Annotated in this window: 17 protein-coding genes; 8 read left to right on the top strand and 9 right to left on the bottom strand. The window is 73.1% G+C overall.

The features are described 5' to 3' along the window. Positions 1–109: 109 nt before the first annotated feature. Both K8638_RS03185 and K8638_RS03180 read right to left on the bottom strand, forming a co-directional pair. Positions 110–760 carry a TetR/AcrR family transcriptional regulator gene (locus K8638_RS03185; RefSeq protein ID WP_223752876.1) on the bottom strand — a complete coding sequence of 217 codons (651 nt, stop codon included), beginning with the start codon at positions 758–760 and terminating at the stop codon, positions 110–112. 18 nt (positions 761–778) lie between these two features. Further along, complete coding sequence (locus K8638_RS03180; protein WP_223752875.1) at positions 779–2,089, bottom strand: metallophosphoesterase; 1,311 nt, start codon at positions 2,087–2,089, stop codon at positions 779–781. A gap of 314 nt (positions 2,090–2,403) precedes the next feature. Here K8638_RS03180 and K8638_RS03175 point away from each other — a divergent pair, with 314 nt between their 5' ends. Then, positions 2,404–6,777, top strand: a complete 4,374-nt coding sequence (locus K8638_RS03175) for a chromosome condensation regulator RCC1 (protein WP_223752874.1) — start codon at positions 2,404–2,406, stop codon at positions 6,775–6,777. A gap of 22 nt (positions 6,778–6,799) precedes the next feature. Here K8638_RS03175 and K8638_RS03170 read toward each other — a convergent pair whose 3' ends face one another. The 3 genes from K8638_RS03170 to K8638_RS03160 form a co-directional block, all read right to left on the bottom strand. Beyond that, on the bottom strand, positions 6,800–7,774 hold the full coding sequence (locus K8638_RS03170; protein WP_223752873.1) for a TIGR02996 domain-containing protein: 975 nt from the start codon (positions 7,772–7,774) through the stop codon (positions 6,800–6,802). Continuing rightward, entirely contained in the window at positions 7,771–9,186 is a 1,416-nt protein-coding gene (locus tag K8638_RS03165) for a reverse transcriptase family protein (protein WP_223752872.1), read from the bottom strand. The genes K8638_RS03170 and K8638_RS03165 overlap by 4 nt, the downstream gene beginning before the upstream one ends. 207 nt (positions 9,187–9,393) lie before the next feature. After that, positions 9,394–12,381: a HEAT repeat domain-containing protein gene (locus tag K8638_RS03160; protein ID WP_223752871.1), complete on the bottom strand. Its 2,988-nt coding sequence runs from the start codon at positions 12,379–12,381 to the stop codon at positions 9,394–9,396. A 37-nt stretch (positions 12,382–12,418) separates the two neighbouring features. Between K8638_RS03160 and K8638_RS03155 the strand changes: the two genes are divergently transcribed. After that, the gene (locus K8638_RS03155; protein ID WP_223752870.1) at positions 12,419–13,066 is read left to right on the top strand and encodes a hypothetical protein; all 648 of its coding nucleotides are present in this window, start codon (positions 12,419–12,421) and stop codon (positions 13,064–13,066) included. Between the two features lie 444 nt (positions 13,067–13,510). Here K8638_RS03155 and K8638_RS03150 read toward each other — a convergent pair whose 3' ends face one another. The 4 genes from K8638_RS03150 to K8638_RS03135 form a co-directional block, all read right to left on the bottom strand. Further along, positions 13,511–14,125 (bottom strand): hypothetical protein, encoded by a 615-nt coding sequence (locus K8638_RS03150; protein ID WP_223752869.1) that lies wholly within the window; start codon positions 14,123–14,125, stop codon positions 13,511–13,513. A gap of 167 nt (positions 14,126–14,292) precedes the next feature. After that, the gene (locus K8638_RS03145; RefSeq protein WP_223752868.1) at positions 14,293–15,354 is read right to left on the bottom strand and encodes an alpha/beta hydrolase-fold protein; all 1,062 of its coding nucleotides are present in this window, start codon (positions 15,352–15,354) and stop codon (positions 14,293–14,295) included. Between the two features lie 10 nt (positions 15,355–15,364). Beyond that, entirely contained in the window at positions 15,365–16,270 is a 906-nt protein-coding gene (locus tag K8638_RS03140; protein ID WP_223752867.1) for a TIGR01777 family oxidoreductase, read from the bottom strand. Further along, a complete protein-coding gene (locus K8638_RS03135; protein ID WP_223752866.1) occupies positions 16,267–16,845 on the bottom strand; it encodes a peroxiredoxin in 579 nt (192 codons plus the stop codon). Before K8638_RS03135 ends, K8638_RS03140 begins: the two co-directional genes overlap by 4 nt. Before the next feature lie 114 nt (positions 16,846–16,959). On the opposite strand from K8638_RS03135, the gene K8638_RS03130 reads away from it, so the two are divergent. The 6 genes from K8638_RS03130 to K8638_RS03105 are packed head-to-tail and all read left to right on the top strand — an operon-like array spanning position 16,960 to position 24,332. Beyond that, positions 16,960–18,045 (top strand): polyprenyl synthetase family protein, encoded by a 1,086-nt coding sequence (locus tag K8638_RS03130; protein WP_223752865.1) that lies wholly within the window; start codon positions 16,960–16,962, stop codon positions 18,043–18,045. A 7-nt stretch (positions 18,046–18,052) separates the two neighbouring features. After that, complete coding sequence (locus tag K8638_RS03125; protein ID WP_223752864.1) at positions 18,053–19,606, top strand: NAD(P)/FAD-dependent oxidoreductase; 1,554 nt, start codon at positions 18,053–18,055, stop codon at positions 19,604–19,606. After that, complete coding sequence (locus tag K8638_RS03120; RefSeq protein ID WP_223752863.1) at positions 19,603–20,613, top strand: phytoene/squalene synthase family protein; 1,011 nt, start codon at positions 19,603–19,605, stop codon at positions 20,611–20,613. Before K8638_RS03125 ends, K8638_RS03120 begins: the two co-directional genes overlap by 4 nt. A 7-nt stretch (positions 20,614–20,620) precedes the next feature. Further along, positions 20,621–21,946 carry a hydroxymethylglutaryl-CoA reductase, degradative gene (locus K8638_RS03115; protein ID WP_223752862.1) on the top strand — a complete coding sequence of 442 codons (1,326 nt, stop codon included), beginning with the start codon at positions 20,621–20,623 and terminating at the stop codon, positions 21,944–21,946. After that, complete coding sequence (locus tag K8638_RS03110) at positions 21,943–23,400, top strand: NAD(P)/FAD-dependent oxidoreductase (RefSeq protein WP_223752861.1); 1,458 nt, start codon at positions 21,943–21,945, stop codon at positions 23,398–23,400. The genes K8638_RS03115 and K8638_RS03110 overlap by 4 nt, the downstream gene beginning before the upstream one ends. Next, on the top strand, positions 23,397–24,332 hold the full coding sequence (locus tag K8638_RS03105; protein ID WP_223752860.1) for a carotenoid 1,2-hydratase: 936 nt from the start codon (positions 23,397–23,399) through the stop codon (positions 24,330–24,332). Before K8638_RS03110 ends, K8638_RS03105 begins: the two co-directional genes overlap by 4 nt. The last annotated feature ends 30 nt before the right edge of the window (positions 24,333–24,362 follow it).

Raw genomic sequence — 24,362 nt, 5'->3', positions numbered from 1 at the left:
GGGTTCCGCCCTTCTCATTTCCTGGCGGCCCCGGGCCGCGCGGCGCGATGCAAGGCATTGCACGGGCGGCTCCCGCGCTGTCGGGGGCCGCCCGTGGGTTTTCCGGGCTTCACTCGCCGGAGCCGGACGGGGGCCGCTGGATGCCTGCCATCACCAGGGCTTGCAGCGCGCTCATCGGCGCATCGAAGCCCAGCGTGTCCCGGAAGAGATGCTGGTGCACCAGCACGCCCATGAAGCCGCCGAAGATGCCATGCGCCATGTGCATCGCATCCACGTCCTGGCGGAACTCACCCGTCTTCTGGCCATAGCGGATGATGTCCTCCAGCACCTTCGTGTACAGCGACAGCTTCTCCCGGATGGCCTCCGCCACCCGGTCGTTCGACTCCGCCGCCTCCGTCGCCAGCATCGCGAAGAAGATGCCGTACTCCCGATGGAGGCGGATGAACGTCTGCGCGCGCTCGGTGAAGAACCGGAGCTGCGCGCTGGCCGGCTGCGTGCGGACCTGGGGCAGGGACTCTTCGAACTCGCGGAGGCAGCGCTGGTGCAGCTCTTCAATCGCAGCCAGCAGCAGGTCTTCCTTGGTCGGGAAGTGCCAGTACAGCGCGCCCGGCGTCATCCGGATGGCGCGGGACAGGTCCGCCATCGTCGTCGCCAGGAAGCCCCGGCGCGAGAACAGGGTGATGGCCGCTTCGAGAATCTCCACCCGTGTGCGTGCCGCACGCTCCTGTTTGATTTCCCGCTGCGCCGGTACCTTCGCCATACGGATGCAATCTATACATCATGCCATCAGCGTCACCTTGACAATCTCTGGCGGAGAGCCCACCCGCAGCGGCGGCCCCCAGAAGCCTGTTCCCCGGCTGACATAGAGATGGCGGTCGCCCTGCTGGAAATGCCCCGCGTCGTGCTGCCAGATGGCGGAGACGGCGAGCGTGAAGGGGAAGAACTGGCCGCCGTGCGTGTGGCCGGAGAGCTGGAGTCCCATGCCGGCCTCCGCCGCCACGCTCCAGTTGGACGGCTGGTGGGCAAGCAGCACGGAGGCCCGCTCCGGGTCCCTGCCCAGGGTGGCCGCGGCCAGGTCATAACCCTGGGGCCCGCGCCGCGCGGACCAGTCGTCCACGCCCACCAGGTCGAACGAGGCGGCCGCGTCGCCGATGCGCACGTGGCGGTTGCGCAGCACGTGGATGCCCATGCGCTCCAGCGCGTCCGACCACACCGCCGCGTTCCAGTAGTACTCGTGGTTGCCGGTGACGAAGTACACGCCATGGCGCGCCTTCAATTCGGCGAGCGCGGACACCGCGGGGCCCAGTGAGGGCACGTGGCCGTCCACCAGGTCTCCGGTGATGCACACCAGGTCCGGACGCAGCGCGTCGCAGCGCGCCACCAGCTCGTCCATGAAGCGGCGCCGGATGACGGGGCCCACGTGGATGTCACTGAGGTGGACGAGGGTGTAGCCGTCCAGCGCACGGGGCAGCCCGGGCAGCCGCACCGCCACCTCGCTCACCACCGGCTCGTGGAACGCGCGCCACATGCCGAAGCCCGTCACCCCGCCTGACGCCAGCAGCGCGCCGCCCGCGGTGGCCCGGGCGAGGAAGCGGCGGCGCTCCACGTCCACGGGGCCCGGTGCCTCCGGCCTGACGGAGACGGCCACGGGCGACAGTCCGTCGGAGGGGGCCGCCACGAACGAAGCCGGTGGCGCGCCTCCCGCCGCCGCCATCGGTGCCTCCACTGCGACTGGCACCGGCGGCACCTCGGGCACCGGGTCATTTTCGCGCCGGCGCGCCATCCACTCCGCTCCCCACCGCGCGCCTCCCAGCGTCCAGAAGGCGAAGAGCAGGTAGGTGGCCGCGCCCATCCACGTCCAGATGGCGGTGGCCACGGCGAAGGTGGCATCCATCGGCAGGAAGCGCGTCACCGACCAGGACAGCACCAGCGGCACGGCCAGGGCTCCCATCACCCACATGCCCGAGCGCCGCCACCTCGGGTCCTCGGACGTGTCCGCGAAGAGGCGCCGGTACAGATAGACGTGGACGAGCACCGTGATGAGGCCCGAGACGAGGGCGAAGATGGCGAAGCGCACCAGGGATTCCATGGTCGCTTCAATACTCACCCGTTCCCTGTACGCCGCAACGCAATCCGCGTGAAGAAGTGTGGACCGCGGGCGCGGGGGAGCGTGGAGGCGCGGAGCCCGGGACTCGGAGCGGCGCCAGCTCCGCGTGTCCGATACACGGCTGCAACCGCGTTACAGGTGGCGGAGAGAGGGGCACCGAAAGCCTTCTCGCGGTACAAGGAAGCGGGATTTCGCCATATACACCCGACCGCCGGACGGCCACTGGCGCACCGCCTCTCGTGTGATGGCGCGAGCCGCCAGTCCGACGTGCTCGCTCACCCGGAGGAGAAACACCGATGCGCAAGGACATGACTGCGGGAGCTCGCGCCCTGTGGGGGTTGCTGCTGGGCGCCCTGCTGGTGGCCGGTTGCGGTCGGGAGCCGGGGCCCGTGGCGGCGGACGGCACGCTGGCGTCCGGCTCACGGCGGACGCAGCGCCTGGTGCCCCGGGCCGAGCCTCGGACGCTGGCGGCGGGCGCGCAGCACTCGCTCTACGTCGCCCCCGGAGGCACGGTGTGGGCCTGGGGCGGCAACGGCGCCGGGCAGCTGGGGAGGGGAGATACCTCCTACCAGCACCTGGTGCCGGCGCAGGTCCCCGGGCTGACGGACGTGGTGGGAGTGGCGGCGGGGGACTCGCATTCCCTGGCGCTGCGCGCGGACGGGACGGTGTGGACGTGGGGGAGCAACGCCTACGGCCAGCTCGGTGACGGCACCACCGTGGACCGCGCCATTCCCCAGTCGGTGGCGGGGCTGACGGACGTGGTGGGGGTGGCGGCGGGTGACTTCCACTCGCTGGCGCTGCGCGCGGACGGGACGGTGTGGGCATGGGGGAGCAACGCCTACGGACAGCTCGGCCGGGGCCACACCCAGTCCGGTGACACGCCCGGGCCGGTGCCGGGCCTGACGCAGGTGGTGGCGCTCGCCGCGGGCTTCGACTTCTCCCTGGCCGTGCGTGAGGACGGCACGGTGTGGGCGTGGGGCGGCAACGGCTCCGGCCAGCTCGGCGACGGCACCTTCACCCAGCGCCTGTCCCCCGTGGTGGTGCCCGGGCTCACCGGCGTCGCCATGGTGGCCGCGGGCACCTACCACACGGTGGCGCTGTGCGCGGACGGCACGGTGTGGACGTGGGGGAGCAACTCCTATGGCCAGCTTGGCGACGGCACGCGGGCCGACCGCAATGTCCCGGCGCGGGTGCCGGGCCTCACGGGCGTGAAGGCCGTGGCCGCCCAGGACGCCGGCTCGCTGGCGCTGCGCGACACGGGCTCCGTGCTCGCCTGGGGCTACAACACGTCCGGACAGCTTGGCGACGGCACCACCGTGGAGCGCAGCTCGCCGGTGGCCGTGCAGGGGGTGGGCGCGGTGACGGCGCTCGCCGCCGGGGCGCAGCACGCGGTGGTGGTGCGCGCGGACGGGACGCTCTGGTCCTGGGGCAGCGGCTCCTTCGGGCAGCTCGGCCACGGCGGCTCCGAGCGGCATCCCTCCCCGGAGCCGGTGCTGCGCCTGGCGGGCGTGCAGTCACTCGCCTCGGGCAGCTTCCACGCGCTGGCCTCGCTCGAGGACGGGACGGTGTGGGCCTGGGGGCGCAACACGTACGGGCAGCTCGGCGACGGCACCACCGTGGAGCGCCACTCCGCCGTGCGCGTGCCGGTGCCCGGCTCCGTGCTCTCCGTCGCCGCGGCCAGCCACCACTCCGCCGCGCTGCGCTCCGACAGGACGGTGTGGACGTGGGGGCGCAACGCCTCCGGCCAGCTCGGCGACGGCACGCGGACCGACCGCGCCTCGCCGGTGCAGGTGCCGGGGCTGACGGACGTGGAGGCCGTGGCGGCGGGTGGCAGCCACCTGCTGGCGCTGCGGGCCGACGGCACGGTGTGGGCCTGGGGCTACAACGCGCAGGGCCAGCTCGGCGACGGCACCAAGGTGGACCGGCTCGCGCCGGTGCGTGTGCCGGGGCTGACGGAGGTGAGGGCGGTGGCCGCCGGCACCAACTTCTCCGTGGCGCTGCGCAACGACGGGTCGGTGTGGACGTGGGGCGAGGGCTACGAGGGGCAGCTCGGCGACGGCGCCGGTGTGCAGCGCCTGGTGCCGGTGCAGGTGCCGGAGCTGTCGAGCGTGGTGGCCGTGGCCGCGGGCGCCGCGCACGTGCTGGTGGCGTGCGAGGACGGCACGGTGTGGGCCTGGGGCGACAATGCCGACGGCCAGCTCGGTGACGGCACGTGGACCGACCGCTTCCGTCCGGTGCGGGTGCCCACGCTGGAGGGTATCGCCGGCATCAGCGGCGGGCGCTCCCACTCGGTGGCGCTGCGGGCCGACGGCACCCTGAGTGCCTGGGGCTACAACGGTTACGGCCAGCTCGGTGACGGCACACTCACCTCCCGCGCCTCGCCCATGGGCGTGCCCGCGGTGACGGGCGTGAAGGCCGTCCGCGCCAGCTACCTGCACGTGCTCGCGCTGCGGGAGGACGGGACGGTGCTCGCCTGGGGCTACAACCGCTTCGGCCAGCTCGGCCTGGGCTTCGCGAGCTGGAGCGCGACGCCCGTTCCGGTGCGTGGCTTCGGCCGGGAGGCGCGGCTGTCGGCGGGCCGCGCGCACTCGCTGGTGGTGCGCGGTGATGGGACGGTGCTGGCGTGGGGGCAGAATTCGTCCGGCCAGCTCGGGGACGGCTCCACCATCCACCGCTCGGCACCCGTCCAGACGCGAGGCGTGCCCTGCGTGCGTGGCCTCTCCTCCGGCCTGCAACACACGCTGGCGGTGGCGTGCGACGGCACGGTGTGGGCCTGGGGGGCGAATCAGCGCGGCCAGCTCGGGGATGGCACCACCACCGCGAGGGCCATGCCGGTGCGGGTGGAGGGCCTGTCGGGAGCGGTGGCCGTGGCCGCGGGTGGGGACTCGTCGGTGGCGCTGCTCGCGGACGGCTCCGTCTGGAGCTGGGGTGCCAACACCCAGGGCCAGCTCGGCGACGGCACCACCGTGGACCGCGCCACGCCGGCGCAGCTCAAGTCACTGAGTGGGATGATGGCCGTGGCCCTGGGTGAGACGCATGGCCTGGGCGTGGACGGCAATGGCGTGCCGTGGGCCTGGGGCGCGAATGGCTCCGGCCAGCTCGGCGACGGCACCACCACCTCCAGCCCCACGCCGGTGCGGGTGCAGGGCCTGGAGGGCGTGACGTCCGTGGCCGCGGGGCGGGCCTTCTCGCTGGCGGTCCGCTCGGACGGCACGGCGTGGGCGTGGGGCGCGAATCCGTCCGGCCAGCTCGGCGATGGCACCAACGCCTCGCAGAGCCTGCCCAAGCGCATCCTGGCGCTGGAGAACGTCGGCGCCGTGTCCGCGGGTGCGCACCACTCGCTGGCGGTGCTTGGGGACGGCACGGTGTGGGCCTGGGGCGACAACAGCCTGGGGCAGCTCGGCAATGGCACCTGCACGGCGGTGATGGTGCCCAGGCAGGTGCCGGACCTCGTGGGAGCCGTGGCGGTGGCGGCCGGGGAGCAGCACTCCCTCGCGCTGCTGCGAGACGGCGGCGTCCTGAGCTGGGGCAGTCATGAGTACGGGCAGCTCGGGGAGGTGGCCTCGGGCCCGCGCCTGGAGCCGGTGGAGGTGAAGGTGCAGGGGCCCAAGGTCCGCCCGCCCGTGCTCGCGGTGCGCGCGTGGCACCAGCACGCGCTGGTGCTGCTGGCGGACGGCACCGTGCACGCCTGGGGCAACAACGCCTCCGGCCAGCTCGGGGACGGCACCACTCAGAGCCGGGCGGCGCCCGCCGCGGTGCCTGGACTGACGGGGGTGACGCAGGTGGCGTCGGGTGTGTACCACTCGCTGGCGCGGCGCTCGGACGGCACGGTGTGGGCGTGGGGTGGCAACGGCTTCGGCCAGCTCGGGGACGGCACCACGTCCTCGCGGACGGTGCCGGTGCAGGTGGTGGGGCTGACGCACGTGAGGGCCATCGCCGCCGGCAGCTACCACTCGCTGGCGGTGCGCGAGGACGGCACGGTGTGGGCCTGGGGGTACAACGCCTTCGGTCAGCTCGGAGACGGCACCGCGGAGCAGCGCCTCGAGCCGGTGCAGGTGTCGGGCCTCGAGGACGTGACGGCGGTGGCGGGGGGCGACCACCACTCGCTGGCGCTGCTGGCGGGTGGCGCCCTGGCGGCCTGGGGCCACAACGCCTACGCGCAGCTCGGGGATGGCAGCACCACCGCGCGCCTGTCGCCGGTGCCGGTGGTGGGACTCACCGGGGTGCTGGAGGTGCACGCGGGCGCGTACCACTCGCTGGCGCGGACGGGCGACGGCCGGGTGTGGACGTGGGGCGACAACAGCCACGGCCAGCACGGTAGCGGCAGCGCGAAGCCGCGCCTGCTGCCGGAAGCCCTGGCGAGCCCGGCGGGGGTGTCTTCCATTGGCGCGGGGGCCCGGCACTCGTTCGCCGTGACGGAGGACGGACGCCTCTGGTCCTGGGGACGCAACTCGCATGGCCAGCTCGGCAACGGCGAGAGCTCCATCCGGTACTCCCCCGTGCTCGTGAATGGCCTGTCGTCCGCGAGGTTCGTGTCGGCCGGCGCTGACTTCTCCGTGGCCATGCTGTGGGACGGCACGGTGATGAGCTGGGGCTCCAACCTCCACGGCACACTGGGCCTGGGCCTGCCGGGACACCGCACCACGCATGGCCCCGTGACGCTGCCCTGACGCGAGGGCGGGCGCGGGGCCGTCAGAGCCTCAGTCCCGCGCCGAGCCGCTTGCGCACCGGCTCCAGCTCGCGCCGGTCCAGGCCCATGTCCAGCAGCTCCAGGCGGCGCAGCTTCGGCAGCGCCTTGGCGGAGCGGAAGGCGAGCGCGCCTTCTTCACTCAGCTCGTTCCGGGACAGCTCCAGCCGCTCCAGCTGGAGGAGCGTCTTGCTGCCCGCGAGCGCCTGGGCGCCCTCGTCGGAGAGCGCGTTGCGGTTGAGGGCCAGCAACTGGAGCGTGGCGAGCCCCTTGCCGCGGGCCAGCGCCTGGGCGCCCTCGTCGGACAGGCCCGTGCCGGAGAGGTAGAGGCGCTCCAGCGCCAGCTTCCCCTTCGCGAGCGCCGCGGCGGTGTCGTCCGACAGCTCGCTGCCGGAGACGCTCAGGGAGCGCAGCCCCGTCAGCGCCGGGCTCTCCGCCAGCGCCTGGAGGGCCCCGTCATCGGCGCCCGCCAGCGCCAGCCCCGAGAGCTTCGAGACGTGAGCCGCGGAGGCCAGCGCCCTCGCCGCGGCCTCCACGCCGCTGCCCTCCAGGCGGAGGTAGCGGACCTGCTCGAACCAGGGCTGCCCGGCGGCGAGCGCCAGTCCCTTGCCACTCTGCGTCTCCACGTGCAGCCGGTGCAGCGGCTCGCGTGAGAACAGCGCCTCGCCGTGCCCCGCCAGGTGCGCTTCGGACAGCCTCGCCTCCTCGACGAAGCCCCGGGTGAAGCGAGTGTCCGTGGCGCGGGCGTCCTCCAGCGGCTTCCGCCACCGGCGGCCATGCGCTTCCAGCAGCGCCGCCACGCGCCGTTGGAAGTCCCTGCGGCGCGCCGGGTCCAGGCGCCCGGTCAGCGCGATTTGCGCCTGGATGAGGTCGGCGCGGGCGTCGTCGGTGGCGCGCAGGAAGTCCGCGCAGACCAGCCGCGGCTCGTCGTTGGCGGGCTCGGCGGCGATGCGCGCGAGCAGCGATTCGTAGGTGCTCATCGGGCGAGCAGCTCCTTCACCTCGCGCTGCCAGCGCTCCCCCAGCTCCGGGTGCACCATGCGCACGTAGGCGGCATAGCCTTGCAGCCACTGGGCGAAGTCCGGCCGCCCGCGCGCCTGCGACTCCACGCCGTGCTGGCGGCAGTTGGCGAGGATGGCCTTGAAGCGGCGGCGCTCCTCGCGGGGGATGGAGACCTGCTGGTTGACGGTGAGGCCCGTCACCCGCTGGCGGCCACCCTGGCGCATGACGCGGCGCTTGGCCCCGTTCTCCGCGAAGCCCTCCTGCTGGAGGATGGCGTTGACCCACCAGAGGAAGCGGCCCATTCGCTCGGGCGGCTTTTGGAAGGAGAAGGACAGGTCGTCCGCGTAGCGCGTGTACTTCGCACCCGCCTTCTTCGCCAGCGCGGTGAGGCGCGCGTCCATGCGGCGGCAGACGAGGTTGGCGATGGCGGGCGACGTGGGCGCGCCCTGAGGCAGCACACCGGGCCACGCCACCGTGCCGTCCGGCAGCCGGGGCCGCCACGTGGTGAGGCCGGCGAGCACGGAGGAGACCTCGTCGCCATAGCCGTGCGCCTCGAAGAGGCCCTTCACGCGCCGGTAGTGCACCGTGGGGAAGAAGTCCTCCAGGTCCACGCGCACCACCACGGTGGAGCCCACGTGCGGCGTCGCGTTCGTCACGGTGGAGCGCCCGGCGACGAAGCCGTGCACGGCGGGGTGCGTGGGCAGGTGCGCGAGGATGTTCTCGAGGATGGCGCGCTGGACGGCCTTGAGCTTCGCGCGCGGGGCGCAGAGGCGGCGCACGCCCCCGGTGCGCTTGGGCACGTCGAACTCCACGTAGCCGGAGCCGGCCTCGGAGCCCGGGCGCATCAGCGCGTCCAGCTCCGGCACCTTCACGCCCACCAGCTTCGCCACGTCCGCGCGAGTCTTCAGCTCGGGCAGGGGCCCGGTGGTGGCGGGCTTGCGCTTCACCGGCGCGCGCATGGAGGGGTAGAGGCCGAAGTTCCAGCCGGTGGGGTTCCAGCCGCCCACGGCGGTGGGGCTGGGGAAGCGGGGCGGGTCGGCGCGGGTGTCGGGCGGGGAGACGTCGGCCAGGCCCAGCCGGCGCACGGCGGCGCGGGCGGCGGCGGCCACGCGCGCGTCCGGGTCCTTCACGCGGTGGCGGAGCTGCCCGGCGGCGCTGGCGCGCGCGAAGAGCAGGGGGATGAGGCGCACGGCCTGGAGCCGCTCGCGCGGGTCCACGCTCTTGAGCCGGCGGGCGACGGGCTCCAGCCAGGAGCGGCTCACGTAGAAGCGCGCCACCTCGTACTCGGCCAGGCCCTGGTGGCGCTGGAGCAGCTCGACGACGCGGTCGAAGTTCGCCTCGGGGTCGGCCGTCAGGGGCTTCAGCTCGAGGAGGAGGCCAACGAGGTCCATTCCATGCTCCCAACCGCGGAGGGACTGCGTGCTCCTGGGGCCGCCGCCACCTGCACTGCAGAGGCGGGCGAGGTCGGGGAAGCCCGCCAGGCGGACCTCGCACCGATTCGTCCTTCAATGGGTGTCACAGGCAGCCGCGACGTGACATCGCGGACGGAAGGCTGGCTGCACGCGACCCCAGGAGCGGGGTGAAGCTCACCACATCCTTTATATGGAGGGAAGGTCGCCCGCGTCGGGAGGCCCGTCCTCCTCTTCCAGGAGGGCGAGCAGGGCGTCACGCGGGCCGCCCGGGGCGCGGCGGACGAGCGCGTCGAGCTGGCGGCTCCGGGCGCGCACGCGCTCACCGTGGGAGCGCATGGCGGGCAGGGCGTCCGGCTCCATGTCCGGGCGGGAGAGCACGTCCAGGTTCTGGAGCAGCTCGCGGCGGCTGCGCGGGGCGGTGAGGGACGCGCTGACGCCGGGCTGGGAGAGGGAGTAGCGGTAGCAGTCCACGGCGGAGGGCAGCGGCGCGTCCGGTGGGGCGCCGGGGGCGGGCTGGAGGAGGCGGCCGTAGCAGGTGGCGGTGAAGGTGAGCACTCCGGTGCCCCGGGCGGCGGCCTCGGGGAGGAACGCGGCCTCCGCGCCCGGGTGCGCGGCGCTGTGGCGGGTCATCACCACGGGCCACGGGCGCTGGAGGATGGCGTCGCGGGCGACGTCGCGCAGGTGGGTGGAGAAGCCGAACGCGCGGACCTTGCCCTCGGCGCGGAGCTGCTCCAGGGCGGCGAAGTCCTCGGCGTTGAGGCGCTCGGGGGAGCGGACCCAGAAGAGGAGGAAGACGTCGAGCCACGAGGTGCGCAGCCGGCGCAGCGCGGAGTCCACGTCGCGGCGGAGGGCGGCGGCGCCGGAGTGGTAGGTGCCGGCGACGATGACGAGCCCCTCGCGAAGGTTCCGGCCGCTGCGCAGGAACTGGGTGAGCGCGGTGTAGCGCGGCTCCCAGAAGAAGGTGTTGAGGCCGGCCTCGTGCGCCTCGAAGAAGGGCTGGGGCGAGGTGAGGTGCGCGCCGGAGAGGACGAGGGGAGAGACCTCGAGGCCGGTGCGGCCCAGGGGGCGCGAGGAGGCGCGCGGGGGCGGGGTGGGGCGCGGAGGCGGGGCGCTGCTCTGCCGGGCGGAGCGCGAGGGCATGCGCCGTGCGAGCTCGGGGACGGAGGCGAGGAGCGCGTCCGGGAAGACGAGCGTGAGGGCCTCCAGGTGGGAGACGACGCGCTCGGGCTCGGTGTTGCCGAGGAGGGCGGTGCGGAGCTGCTCGAAGGCGGAGGCGTCCGCGAGGCGCAGGCGCCACGTCCAGGCGGAGGTGCGCAGGTCCTCGTCTCGCTCTGGCTCGGGGCCGTGGAGGAGGTCGTCGAGGAGTGAGTGGAGCGTGGCGCAGGGCTCCAGCATGGAGGCCGCGGCGGCGCGGACCATGGGCGTGGAGTCGAGTGAGAGGCGCAGCAGGGCGCGCAGCGACTCGCGGCCCTGGGTGGGGGTGAGCAGCTCGGCGGCGCGGGCGCGCATCCACGCGTCGGGTGAGCGCGAGGTGGCGAGTGCGGCTTGCTGTGTTTCGGTGGAAGGTGCCTCGCTGGAGGAGGGCGCGGTGCCATCACTTTGGCGGCTTCGGGCAATCAGCAGCTCCAGCGCCATCCGGCGCAGCGAAGCGTCCGGGTCCTCCGTGCAGGCACGCCGCGCGGACTCCAGGTCGAGCACGGCCGAGCGGATCCACGGGTCCTCGTGCGCCGCGGCCTCCTGGCGCTCTGACTCCGTGAGCAGGTCGAGCGAAGCCAGGGCCCGCAGGGCCACCGCGCGCACGGCGGGGTCCTCGTCGTGTGACGCGCGGAGGAGCAGCTCCGGCTCCTCCAGGAACATGGCTGCCACCGCGACGGCGCGCCGCTCGCGGGTGGAGGAGGCACGAGGCGCGAACGCCACCAGCGCCAGGGCGAAGGCCTCGGCGGTGGAAGGAGCGGGGGGCCTGCGCTCCCACGCGGCGATGACCTCCGCGCGCACCGTCTCGTCCGGGTCTTCGAGCGTGGCGAGGACGTCATCGAGGCTGTCCGGGTCGTAGACGAGGCCGGAGAGCGCCGCGCGCCGGAGGGCGGGCTCCGGATGGCGCAGGAGGAGGCGGACGCGCTCCAGCAGCTCGGGATGTCCTCTGCGCACGGCCACGCGGGAGGCCCAGGCCACCGCGCCCGGGCGAGGCGGCGCGGCGAGGACACGGGATGCGAGGTCGATGTCCTCCACGTCGATGCGTTCGAGCAGCGCGCGAGCCTCCTCCGCCGCATGGGGCACGCGAGGTTCGTCGAGCCAGCGCATCGCGAGCAGCAGGGCCTCCGGGTCCTTCCGCTCACGGAGGCGCCGGCGCGCGAGGACTCGCAGGGGCTCGTGCGGGTCGCCCAGCCACTCCACCAGCTCGCGCGCGGAGAGGGCCGAGGCGGGCGTGGCCTCCAGCCGGGCCGTCGTCACCGCCGGGTCTTCATTGCCGAGGGACTCGGGAGGCTCCGCGAGTGGCAGCGTGCTTGTTCCGGGCGGGGCGCCCATTGCACGCGACTCGGGAGGCGCCGCGAGCGGCGCTGTGCCCAGACTCGCCGCGGCCTCATCGCGTCCCAACGCGGCCGTGGCACTCCACGCGGTTTCGAGCCATTCCACGGCGGAGCGCACAGGCCCATGCGTCGCGCGCTCCGCCGCCTGCCTCACACGCTGCTGGACGGGAGGATTCCCCGTGCCAATCCACACCAGCGCCTGCACCGCCGCATGGCGCACGCGCCAGAACGGGTCCTCCAGCGCCGCGAGCAACACGTCCAGTGCGCCGCTCCCCGCGACGGAAGCCGACGCGCGCACCACCGCCCGGCGAACCCACCACACGGGCTCCTCGCGCACCGCGCGCACCGCCACGGGCAGCAGCGCCTGCGCGCCCAGCCGTGCCAGCCCGCGCCAGGCCCGGTCCCGCACCAGGGGCATCGGGTCGGCCAGCGCGTCGAGCAGCGCGGGGATGAAGCGCGAGTCCCGCGACCCGCCGAGCCGCTGGGCCGCGATGGCGCGGACCTCGGCGTCCTCGTCGGTGAGCAGGGCCTGCCGCAGGGCATGGCGCCCCGGGAGCGTGGAGGCATCGACGTTGCCCGCCGCCTCGCGCCGTACCGCGACATCCTCATCGAGCAACCGCACCGTGGCCGGGTCCAGGTCGGGCATTGCCGAGGACTCTACGCCCGCTGGTACACTCCATGACATGCCCGACATGCTGGCCATCATCAGCAAGGCGGTGTTCGAGAAGGAAGCCGCCGGCAAGAAGCCCGGCGACGTGCTTCCGATGGACCGCTATCGCAGCAACAGCAAGCACCTGGAGCCGCTGGCCACGGGCGGGCGCCTCTTCCTCGTCACCGTGCGTCCGCCCAACGAGGCGCTGTGGCTGGTGGCGGTGCTCGAAGGGCTCAAATCCGATGACGAGGGCTGGCGCGCCCGGCCCAACCGCGTCCCCATCACCGACATCACGGCGCTCATCCCCAGGATTCGTTTCGAGTCCGGCAAGGGCATCCAGGCCGCGAAGGGCGCCCTGGGCATGTCCCTCCAGACGCCGCGAGCCCTGTCGGCGGCGGACGCGGAGTTGATGCTCCAGGCCGCGGGAGGCGCGGACCTCGGAGGCGGCCCCACCAACCTCACCGCCCACGAGGAGCACCCGAAGCTCCCGTGCCTGTGCCGGCGCTGCCTGCCGAAGAGTCCCGAGCGCGCCGAGACGGGCGGGCTCACCTTCCTGCGCTCGAAGGTGGAGACGAACGGGAAGGTCCTCTACTACTGGCTGCCCGAGGAGCTCTCCTCCGACGCGAAGGTCATCTCCCAGTCGGTGCGCAGCGCGTTGGCCCGGCGCGCCAACATCTGACGCACTCGAAGCCGTCCACCGGCGAGGTGGCGGCGGGGCAATTCGTCTACATCGTCAACAGCCACGTCCGGCGACGTGGGCCCGGATGGGAAGCTACCGCTGGCGCGCGTCGGTGGCGCTGTGCGTGGCGCTCGATGGAGAGCCGCTCGCCTCGCAATCAGGGCGTCCTGTCCTCGCAGCCCGGGCGGGACCTCCCAGGGAGCCCGGGCCGGCTACGGGGAGCGGCGGGCGGGACGTGTCTTCCCGTTGCTCCCGCGCTGGGGAGGAGGGCGGAGCCTTGCTCGGCCGGGCCCCTGCGCGCGCCGCACCCCGGCGGGCCGGGACGACGCCGGCGGTCTTCTGCCCATAGCTGAGCTGCGTCTGCGGGAAGCGTGCATGGAGCAAGCGCGAAGAGAGATGCGATGAGCCCTCGCTCACCGAGGGGAGTCACGGGACAGATGTGCTCTACGGCTTCCGCGGAGCGGCGCTCGCGGGAGACGACAGCTCGGAGCCAATCTGCCGCCACTCGCGCGCATAGGCACCGCGCGTGAAGGCGCGCAGGTCCTCGCTCGTGACCGCGCCCCGCTCCAGGGCGGTGCCGAGCGCACGGACGACGGCGTTGCGGTGCGGCTGCTCGACGTACGGGTTGCCCTCGCGGAAGACCTCGCCGAAGAGGGCCTCCAGCCGGCCGTCCTGCTTCAGCCGCTCGACGATGTGGGCCTGCGACGCGGGCTCGTCCGCGTGCGCGTGGAGCATGGCGGAGGCGAGGCCTCCCTGGGCGTCGGCCTGGTCGGGGAATTCGGAGAGCAAGGCCAGCTCCGCGTCGGCCCCGGCGAGCTCCGCGGAGACAGCGGGCTGCGTCACGGCGGGCATGGAGCGTGGGGTGGGGCGGCGGTCCGGCTCGAAGTCGCTGCGGCCCTGGAACGGCTGCACCGCGCGGTGGCTCTGGAGGTCCTTCGCGCCCGCGTCCTTTCGCGCACCCCTGGCGGCGGGGGCGGAGTCCGGCCGCTCCGCTCCGGAACGCTCCGGCACCGGGCCCTTGGGGGAGGACGAGCGGTTGCCACCATCAATGCGCGACATGGGGGAACTCCAGGGGGGCTCCCGGGGCGGACAGGGCTCCGGGGATTCCCACGGGGTTTATCGGACGGAACCGGCGGCAGTTGCGTCCCTTCCCGGAAAGGGTGGGGCCTCCCTCCCGCCCGCGCACCCCCGAGCCCCCAGCAGCGAACACTTCGAAATCGCTGTACTTACCGGCGTTTGGCGGACGACACGGGGAAAAGCCACTGCATCCCACGCCAGGCGTCATCGCGCCAGGCTGGATAGTTGTGGCCGCCGTTGTACTCCCGGTACTCCACCCGGTGGCCGGACGACTCCAGCAATGGAGCCATGCGTTGGTTGCCTTCCAGGAGAACCTCGAAACGGCCGCAATCCATCCACACTTCGAGAGGGCGGCGAGGCGTCTGCCGCGCCAGGTCGAAGACGACGAAGTCACGCCCGTCCACGGCGAAGGCGCCCGACTGGGACAGCACCCGTCCAAAGACCTCCGGGGCCCGCAGCCCTGTGAATAGCGCCATCAGCCCGCCAAACGACGAGCCGAGCACCGCGTGCGCTCCGGGCTCGCGCCGTTCGTCTACGAGCGACAGGTGCTCGCGTGCCAGCGGCAGCACGCGCCGCAGCAGCAGGTCCACCGTGTACTCGCTGCACGTGTACTCCACGCTGCGCGCCTCGCGGCCGTTGGAGAGCATGGCCAGCGCCACCGGGCGCATCTGGCCGCGGGCCACCAGCGACTCCACCACCTCCGGCAGCTTCACGCGGCGCAGGTAGTCGTCCCCGTCGAGCACCACCACCAGCGGCACCGGGCCGCGCACGGGCGGCGCGTACAGGGACACCGCGCGCCGGCCGCCCACCGCCATGTCCGCCGTCTCCAGCATGTGCCGGGTGACGCGGCCCCGGGGGCTGCCTCGCGGGCGCAGGAGCACGTCGGGAGGGCCGCCCTCGGGCATGTAGAAGCAGGGGTTGAAGCCGCCGAAGCCGTTGTCGGACTGGCGCGGGTTGAAGGCGTCCTTCACCCGCCGGCCGCGCGCGTCGATGAGCGCGTATTCCACGTACGCGTCCCGGGGCAGCGTCAGCGAGCGGGCCCACAGCCCGGGGCCCACGCGCTTCAGCGGCAGGGGCTTGCCCCGCCAGTCCTGGAAGTCCCCCACCAGCGACACCGGCCCCCGTCCCCGCCATACGAAGGTCGCCGTGTCCCCGTTGATGACCGGCGTTCCCTCCGAGCGGGCCCGCGCCTCCAGCGTCTTCGCATCCATGCGGCGCACCCTACGCCAGCAAGTCCCTCAGCGCCGCCTCCAACTCGGGGTACCGGAAGGTGAAGCCGGCCTCCTGCGCCCGCTTCGGCAGCACGCGCTGTCCCTCCAGCGCCAGCTTCGCCATCTCCCCCATCGCCGCCTTGAGCATGAAGGCCGGCACGTGCATCACCGCCGGCCGGCCCAGCGCATGTCCCATGGCATGGGCGAACTCCGCGTTGGTGACCGGGTTCGGCGCCGTGACATTCACGGGCCCCTCCACCTCCGGGTGCTCCAGCACGTACAGCACCAGGTCCTGCGCGTCCTCGCGGTGCACCCAGCTCACGTACTGCTTGCCGGTGCCCACCGGGCCGCCCGCGCCCATGCGGAAGGGCGGCAGCATCTTGTGCAGCGCGCCGCCCTCCGGGTGCAGCACCATGCCCATGCGGACAATCGCCGTGCGGATGCCGGCCTCGCGCGCCAGCATCGCCTCCGCCTCCCAGGCCCGGCACACGTTCGCCAGGAAGTCGTCCCCCGGCGAGCTCTCCTCCGTCAGCGGCTCCGCCCCGCGCGTGCCCCCGTAGAAGCCGATGGCCGACGCCGACACGAAGCGCTTCACCGTGCCGGCCTCCTTCATCGCCCGCACCAGCACCCGCGTGCCCATCACCCGGCTCTCGTGGATGCGGTGCTTCGCCTCCTTCGTCCACCGCTGCCCCACCGGCTCGCCGGCCAGGTGGACGACCGCCTCCGCGTCCGCCAGCGCGTCCGGGGACAGCGGCGTGGCGGCGTCGAAGTAGGAGCCCGTCACCCCCTCCGGAAGCCTGCTCAAGGACTGTTCAATGTTGCGGGCGAGCACGTGCACGTCATGTCCACGGCCCAACAAACGTTGGACAAGGCCTGGGCCCATGAAGCCGCTCGCGCCGGTGACGGCCACCTTCACGGGCGGCCCTCCTGCGCGGCGGCAGCCGGGGGCGGCGTGCCCGTCAAATCCACCCCGACGAGCCGGCTCAGGGCGGTGAAGAACGCCTCCTGCTCCTCCGGCTTCATCCGTCCCGAGTGTCGGAAGACCACCGCCCCTTCCGCGTCGAGCAGCAGCACGTTGGACGTCTTCATCGGCAGCTCCCAGGGGGCCGCGCCCAGTGTCCCGTCCAGGTCCACGAGGATGGGCACGCCCACCTTCTTTTCCTCGTCACGCACATAGGAGAGGGCAATCTGCCGAGCGGGGAAGAAGTCGAATTTCTGCAGGTTGGCGACGGCCACCACCCACGCCGCGTCGAGCAGTCCCCGCTCCTTGCCCCTGGCGAACAGGGTCTCCTTCAAGGGCGAGTTGAGTGTCGTGGAGTCCTTGTCCTCGTAGAACAGAATGACGGGTTTCCCGCGCCACCGGGAAAGCCGCACCTGCTCCCCTCCCGAGGTGCGTAACGTCGCGTCCACCGGCCCCGGCGGAGGGGCTCCGCCCTGTGCGCTCCCCACCGCCAATGCCGCCATCAACGCTCCCGCGATCCACGCCTTCATGAGGGAACCCCCGTGTACAAGGTTCTTTCAAACCTTAGACATACCCTTGACAAGCTCTGGACGCAAACGCTACCTCTTGGGGGGAAATCATCGGGATTTCCGGAGGAACGCCGCATGGCACTCTCGCTTCGCAACGCTCGGCCTTCGCCCGGCGCGCTTCCTCTGGAGCAGGCCTGGCTGCAGCTCGTGCAGACAGAGGTGGAGTCCGCGCTGTCGGAGCTGTTCGAGCTGCCGGACGAGGCGAACCTGGACCCACGCTGGGCGCAGGCCATGGAGCGCGCCCGCGCGTACACCCTGCGGCCGGCCAAGCGGCTGAGGCCGGCGCTCGTCATGGCGGGGCACTGCCTGGCGCGCGGCGGCACCTCGGTGCCCGAGGGGCTGTGGCGCTTCGCCGCGGGGCTGGAGCTGCTGCACACCTTCCTCCTCATCCATGACGACGTGGCGGATCAGGCGGAGCTGCGGCGCGGAGGGCCGGCCCTGCACCGCCTGCTGGCGCCGGGGCGCGCGGGCGAGGACCTGGCCGTGGTGGTGGGAGACCACCTCTTCGCGCGCTCGCTGGAGGCCATGCTGGAGTCCGGCCTGCCGGGCGTGCCGCAGGTGGTGCGGTACTACCTGGGCGTGTGCCGCCACACCGCGGCCGGCCAGTACCTGGACCTGGACCTGGGGCGCGCGCCGCTGTCGGAGGTGACGCTCTTCCAGACGTTGCGCGTGGCCTACCTCAAGACGGCGCGCTACGGCTTCTGCGCCCCGCTGGTGTGCGGCGCCATGCTGGGCGGCGCCCGGCCGGAACTGGTGGAGGGCCTGGAGCGGGTGGGCCGTCACGTGGGGCTGGCCTACCAGCTCCGTGACGACCTCATCGGCCTGTTCGGCGACTCGAGCGTGGCGGGCAAGGCCGCGGACGGCGACTTCACGCAGGGCAAGCGCACCTTCCCGGTGCTGGCCGCCTTCGCGCGCGCCGACGCCGCCGCCCGCGAGGAGCTGGAGGCGCTCTGGGCGCTGCCGGTGGAGAAGAAGGACGAGGCGGCCCTCGCCCGCGCTCGCGCGCTGGTGGAGAGCTGCGGTGGCCGCGCCGCGTGTGAGCGGATGGTGGACCGGGCCTCGCGCGCCGCGCGCCGCTCCTTGCAGGCGCTGCCCAACCCCAACGGTGTGAGGGACTTGCTGGACGCCCTCATCGCCCGCCTGGCGCGCCGCGCCGCCTGAGGACGCCATGAGTACACGGACACAGGGCAGGCGGGTGGTGGTGGTGGGCGCGGGCGTCGGAGGCCTCGCGGCGGCGGCGCGGCTGGCGCACCAGGGCTTCGACGTCCAGGTCTTCGAGAAGACGGACGGGCCCGGGGGGCGCTGCAACCGGCTGAGGGTGGACGGCTTCACGTGGGACATCGGCCCCACCATCGTGCTGATGCCGGAGGTGTTCGAGGAGACCTTCCGCGCGCTCGGCCGCCGAATCGAGGACTACCTGACGCTGCTGCGGTGCGATCCGAACTACCGCGTGCACTTTCGTGACGGCTCGGACGTCACCTTCACCTCCGAGCTGTGCGCCATGGGCCGCGAGCTGGAGCGCGTGGAGCCGGGCAGCTACGCGCGCTACCTCGCCTTCCTGGCCCAGGGCCGCGTTCAGTACCGCACCAGCCTGGACCACCTGGTGGGACGCAACTACGACGGCATCTCCGACTACTTCTCGCCGAAGGTGCTGGCCCGCATCCTCCAGGTGCGCGCCCACCGCCGCATGTACGCGGACGTCAGCCGCTACTTCCAGGACGAGCGCCTGCGCGCGGCGATGACCTTCCAGACGATGTACCTGGGCGTGTCGCCCTTCGCGTCGCCCGCCGTCTACGGCCTGCTGCCCTTCACCGAGCTGGGCGTGGGCATCTGGTTCCCCAGGGGCGGCCTGTACGCCATTCCCCAGGCGCTGGAGCGGCTGGCGCGCGAGGAGGGCGTACGCTTCCACTATTGCACTCCCATCGACCGCATCCTCACCGACGGGGGCCGTGCCACGGGCGTGCGCCTGTCGAACGGCGAGGTGGTGGAGGCGGACGCGGTGCTGTGCAACGCGGACCTGCCCTACGCGTACGAGGCGCTGCTGGACCCCGGGGCCACCACGCTCAAGCGCGCGGAGAAGCTGCGCTACACGTCCAGCGGCTACATGCTCTACCTGGGCCTGAAGCGGAAGTACCCGGAGCTCTTGCACCACAACGTGGTGTTCGGCCGGGACTACAAGGGCTCCTTCGACGACATCTTCGAGCGCTTCCGCGTGCCGGAGGACCCGAGCTTCTACGTCAACGCGCCCACACGCACGGACGCGTCGCTGGCACCCGAGGGCAAGGACGCGCTCTACGTGCTGGTGCCGGTGCCGCACCAGCACCCCGGCGTGGACTGGAAGGAGGAGGGCCCGAAGGTTCGCGCCAAGGTGTTCGCCCGGCTGGCGGAGCTGGGCTTCTCCCGGCTGGAGGCGGACATCGAGGTGGAGCGCGTCTTCACCCCGGACGACTGGGCCTCCACCTTCAACCTGTCGCGCGGCAGCGCGTTCGGCCTGGCGCAGAACTTCACGCAGATTGGCCCCTTCCGCCCACGCAACCAGGACGCGCGGGTGAAGAACCTCTTCTTCGTGGGCGCCTCCACGCAGCCGGGCACGGGCCTGCCCACGGTGCTCATCTCCGCGCGCCTCGTCACCGAGCGGCTGCTGTCCTGGGCGCGCGACGCGGGCGTGAGCCTGCCCCCCCGGAGCGCCGGGGCCCGCGCGGTCGAGGGGGTGGCGGCATGAACTCGCACGAGGAGAAGGGGCTGGTGGCGCGCGGGTACTGGCTGGCCAAGGGCGTCACGCGCCACCACGCCAGGAGCTTCTACTTCGCCTCGTACCTGCTCTTCGGGCAGCGGCGGAAGGCGGCCTTCGCGCTCTACGCCTTCTGCCGGCGGCTGGACGACATGGTGGACGGGGACGGAGAGAACGTGGTGCCCATCGACCTGTCCGTGCGGCTGGCGAAGGCGCGGCAGATGGTGGCGGAGGTGTACCTGCCCATGCCGGAGCTGGCGTCACGGGAGCTGGGCTCTCCCGCCGAGCGGCTGATGACGGCGGAGGCCCAGTCCCCGTGGGACGCGGGCGAGTTCGCCGCGCTGAAGCACACGGTGCGCCACTACCGGATTCCGGAGCAGCCCTTCCAGGACCTCATCTCCGGCATGGAGATGGACCTGACGAAGAGCCGCTACCACACGTGGGAGGAACTGGACCTCTACTGCTACCGGGTGGCGGGTGTGGTGGGGCTGATGCTGACGCCGGTGCTGGGCTGCTCGGACGCGGAGGCGGCCCGGCCGGCGGCGGACCTGGGCCGGGCCATGCAGCTCACCAACATCCTGCGCGACGTGCGCGAGGACCTGGAGCGGGGCCGCGTGTACCTGCCGTCGGAGGAGCTGGCCGCCTTCGGGCTGTCCGAGGAGGACCTCCAGCGCGGGAAGGTGGACGAGCGCTGGCGGGCCTTCATGCGCTTCCAGGTGGACCGGGCGCGCGCGTACTACGCGAGGGCGGCGGCGGGGGTGCACTACCTCACCGGCTTCGGCAGCCAGCGGATGGTGCGGCTGATGGGCGCCATCTACGGGGACATCCTGCGCGACATCGAGGCGCGCGACTACGACGTGTTCAGCGGGCGCGCCCATACGACGACGCGCCGCAAGCTGGCGCTGGCCACGGCCGCCTTCGTGCGGCCCGGCTCGGTGCTGCCCGTGCCCCGGGGCGAGGTGCGGGTGCCTTTGCTGCCGACCGGGACGGGAGGGTGAGGACGCGATGAGCGACGACCGCGTGAAGACATTGCAGGTGAAGCGCACCTCGCGCCTGTCGGGCTTCTACCGCCAGTCCCCGGAGCGCCGGAGGGCGCGGCTGGTGGAGGCGCGCTGGGTGGCCCCGGACGAGGTGGAGTCGCTGGCGGGGCTGGCCGGCTTCGACGAGGCGTGCGCGGACGCCATGGTGGAGAACGTCATTGGCATCCACGGGCTGCCGTTGGGCGTGGCGCTCAACTTCGTGGTGGACGGGCGGGAGCGGCTCGTCCCCATGGCGGTGGAGGAGCCCTCCATCATCGCCGCGGCCTCCTATGCCGCGCGCCTGTGCGCGGAGGCCGGAGGCTTCACGGTGGAGGCGGACCCGCCGATTACCACCGCGCAGGTGGAGCTGCTGGACGTGCCCTCGCTGGAGGAGGCACGCGCGGCGCTGCACGCGCACCGGGCCTTCCTGCTGGCGGAGGCGGACGCGCTCATCCCCGCCATGTGTGAGCGCGGTGGTGGCACGCGTGAAATCGAGGTCCGGGTGCTGGACGCCACCACGCTGGTGGTGCACCTGCACATCGACACGCGGGATGCCATGGGCGCCAACTGCGTCAACTCGGTGGCGGAGGGCATGGCGCCGCGGCTGGCGGAGCTGACCGGGGCGCGGCCGGGGTTGAAGATTCTCACCAACCTCGCGGACCGCCGGAAGGTGCGCGTGCGCGCGCGGGTGCCTGCCTCCGCCCTGGTGTCCGAGGGCTTCCCGGACGGCGGAGCGGTGCGCGACGGCATCCTGGCGGCGCACCGCTTCGCGGAGCTGGACCCGTACCGGGCCGTCACCCACAACAAGGGGGTGATGAACGGCGTGGACGCGGTGCTGGTGGCGTGTGGCAACGACTGGCGCGCGGTGGAGGCGGGGGCGCACGCGTGGGCGGCGCGCTCCGGAACCTACGGGCCGCTCACCACGTGGCGCGCGGGTGGGGACGGGGTGCTGGAGGGCGAGCTGTTCATGCCGCTGGCCACGTCCACGGCGGGTGGCGCCGCGCGTACGCACCCGGGCGTGAAGCGGGCGCTGAAGCTGGCGGGGGTGTCGGGGGCGCTGGACCTGGCGGGACTGGCTGGGGCCGCGGGGCTGGCCACCAACCTGGCGGCGCTCAAGGCGCTATCCACCGAGGGCATCCAGAAGGGCCACATGGCGTTGCACGCGCGGCGCGTGGCGGCCGAGGCGGGGGCGTACGGCGAGCTCATCGAAATCGTCGCCGAGCGCCTGTCGCGCGAGCGCGTCTACCGGCCGGAGCGCGCGAGGGAAATCCTCGCGGCGGAAGTCGCCCGGCGGAAGGGAGTCGGGGGATGAAGCGCACCCGCGTGGCGGTGGTCGGCGGTGGCATCGGAGGCCTCACGGCCGCCGGGCTGCTGGCGAAGGAAGGGCACTCGGTGACGCTCTTCGAGGGGAGTCCCTCGCTGGGCGGCAAGGCCCGGGCCGTCACCGTGGACGGCATCACCCTGGACACCGGGCCCACGCTGCTGACGCTGCCCGGCCTGGTGCGGGGCACGTTCCAGCAACTGGACGCGTTGGATTTGCTGCCGCCGCTCACGGAGCTGGAGCCGCAGTGCACCTACCGCTTCGCGGATGGGTGCGGCTTCACCGCGTACAAGGACCTGGAGCGCATGGCGGAGAGCGCGTGCGACCTGAGGCCGAGCGAGCGGCGCGGCGTGCGCACCTTCTACGAGGAGTCCGCGGCCATCTGGCGCGCCGCGGGCGAGCCGTACCTGGAGGCCCCGTTCGAGGGCATGGCCGGCTTCATGGCTCGCGTGGCGAAGCGAGGCGTGGGCGCCGTCCTGGCGGGGATGAAGCTGGACACCCTGCATGCGCTGGCGCTGAAGCACTTCAAGACGGACCACATGCACCAGTACGTGGGCCGCTTCGCCACCTACGCGGGGGCGTCGCCCTACCAGGCGAGCGCGGCCTTCGCGCTGATTCCCCACATCGAGCATGCCCATGGCGTGCACCACGCGCGCGGCGGCGTAGGGGCGCTGGTGGAGGCGTTGGGGCAGGCGGTGCGGCGGCTGGGCGTCACGGTGCGCCTCAACACGCGTGCCCGATTCGAGCGCACCGGTGGTGGCTACCGCGTGGGTCCCCAGGGCGACGCGGAGGCGTTCGACAGCGTGGTGGTGAACGCGGACCCGCTGGAGTCGCTGCACCGGGCGGACGAGCCGCTGGCGCTGTCCGGCTTCGTGCTGCTGCTGGAGGTGGACGGGCGGCCGCCGCTGCCGCACCACACGGTTCTCTTCGGTAGCGACTACCGGCGCGAGTTCGACGAGCTGTTCAGCGGGCAGCTCGCGTCGGACCCCACGGTGTATTTCTGCAACCCCTCCGCCACGGACTCCACCATGGCGCCGCCGGGGCGCACGGGGCTGTTCGTCATGGTGAACGCGCCGCCGCTGCCCGTGGGGCCGGAGGCGGCGGAGCGGGCGGCCCGGAGCTGGGAGCTGGGGGCCGAGCGCGTGAAGGCGCAGATGTTCGACAAGCTGTACCAGCACTTCCCGGAGCTGCGAGGGCGCACGCGCGTCATCGGCCAGCGCACGCCGGTGGACCTGGCGGCGCAGGGGGCTCCGGGGGGCTCCATCTACGGCTTCCTGCCGCACGGGAGGTTCGGGCCCTTCCGCCGGCCTCGCATCCGTGGTGGCACGCCGGGGCTGTTCTTCGCGGGTGGGGGCACGCATCCGGGCGGCGGGGTGCCGCTGGTGATGCTGTCCGGCCGCTTCGCGGCGGAGCTGGCGTCGCAGCACCTGAGGAGGAGTGTATGAAGCCGCTCGGCCACCTTCCCGAGCTGCCGGCCGAGGCCGGTGCGTATCGCTGGTTCTACGCGGACGTCACCGCGGGGCCGTTCAGCGCGGTGTGCATCTTCATGCTGGGCTCGCTCTTCTCGCCGCGCTACTCGGTGAATGCGCGGCGTGGCGGGAGGCCGCTGGAGCACAGCGCGGTGAACTTCGCGCTGTACCACGAGGGCGTGCGCCGGCTGTGGGTGCTGAGCGAGTACCCGCGCACGGAGCTGGAGCCGCCGGGGCGGCTGCGCATCGGGCGTTCCACGCTGACGTACGCGGACAGTGGCCCTGAGGCGGGCACGGTGCGGATGGAGGTGGAGGACTGGACGGCACCGTGGGGGCGGCCGGTGCGCGCGCGCCTCACGCTGGAGCCGATGACGCCCGTGGGCGAGGTGGTGCGGCTCATGCCGGAGCTGCCTCACTACTGGCAGGCGCTGGCGCCTCGCGCGAGGGCCCGGCTGGAGGTGCCGTCGCTCGGTGTGGAGGCCGGGGGGCTGGGCTACCACGACACCAACCACGGCGAGGAGCTGCTGGGAGCGAGGCTGCCCGGCTGGCACTGGGCGCGCACGCACCGCGAGGGCGAGACGGTGGTGGACTACCACCTGCCGGACGGGGTGCCGCCCCTGCGCGTGGTGGCGTGTGAGAGCGGGGTGCGGTGCGAGCGGGGGCCGGTGCAGGAGGCGCGGCCGACGAGCATCACCGGCTGGGGGCTGCGGGTGCCGTCGAGGCTGCACGCGGGCAATGAGGTGGTGGGCGAGCCCCGGCTGCTGGAGTCGTCGCCCTTCTACGCGCGGCTGGAGGCGCGGCAGGGCGCGTTGGACTCACTGGGCGAGGTGGCGGACTTCCGCCGCTTCCACTCGCCCTTCATCCGCTGGATGGCGCACTTCCGCACGCGCATGGGACGGGCCGCATGAGCGCGTACGTGCCTGCTTCATCCCCGTGCC

Origin of the sequence: Myxococcus sp. RHSTA-1-4 (assembly GCF_020037125.1) — a bacterium.
Classification (GTDB): Bacteria; Myxococcota; Myxococcia; order Myxococcales; family Myxococcaceae; genus Myxococcus.
This window is presented reverse-complemented; position numbering and strand designations above follow the sequence as displayed.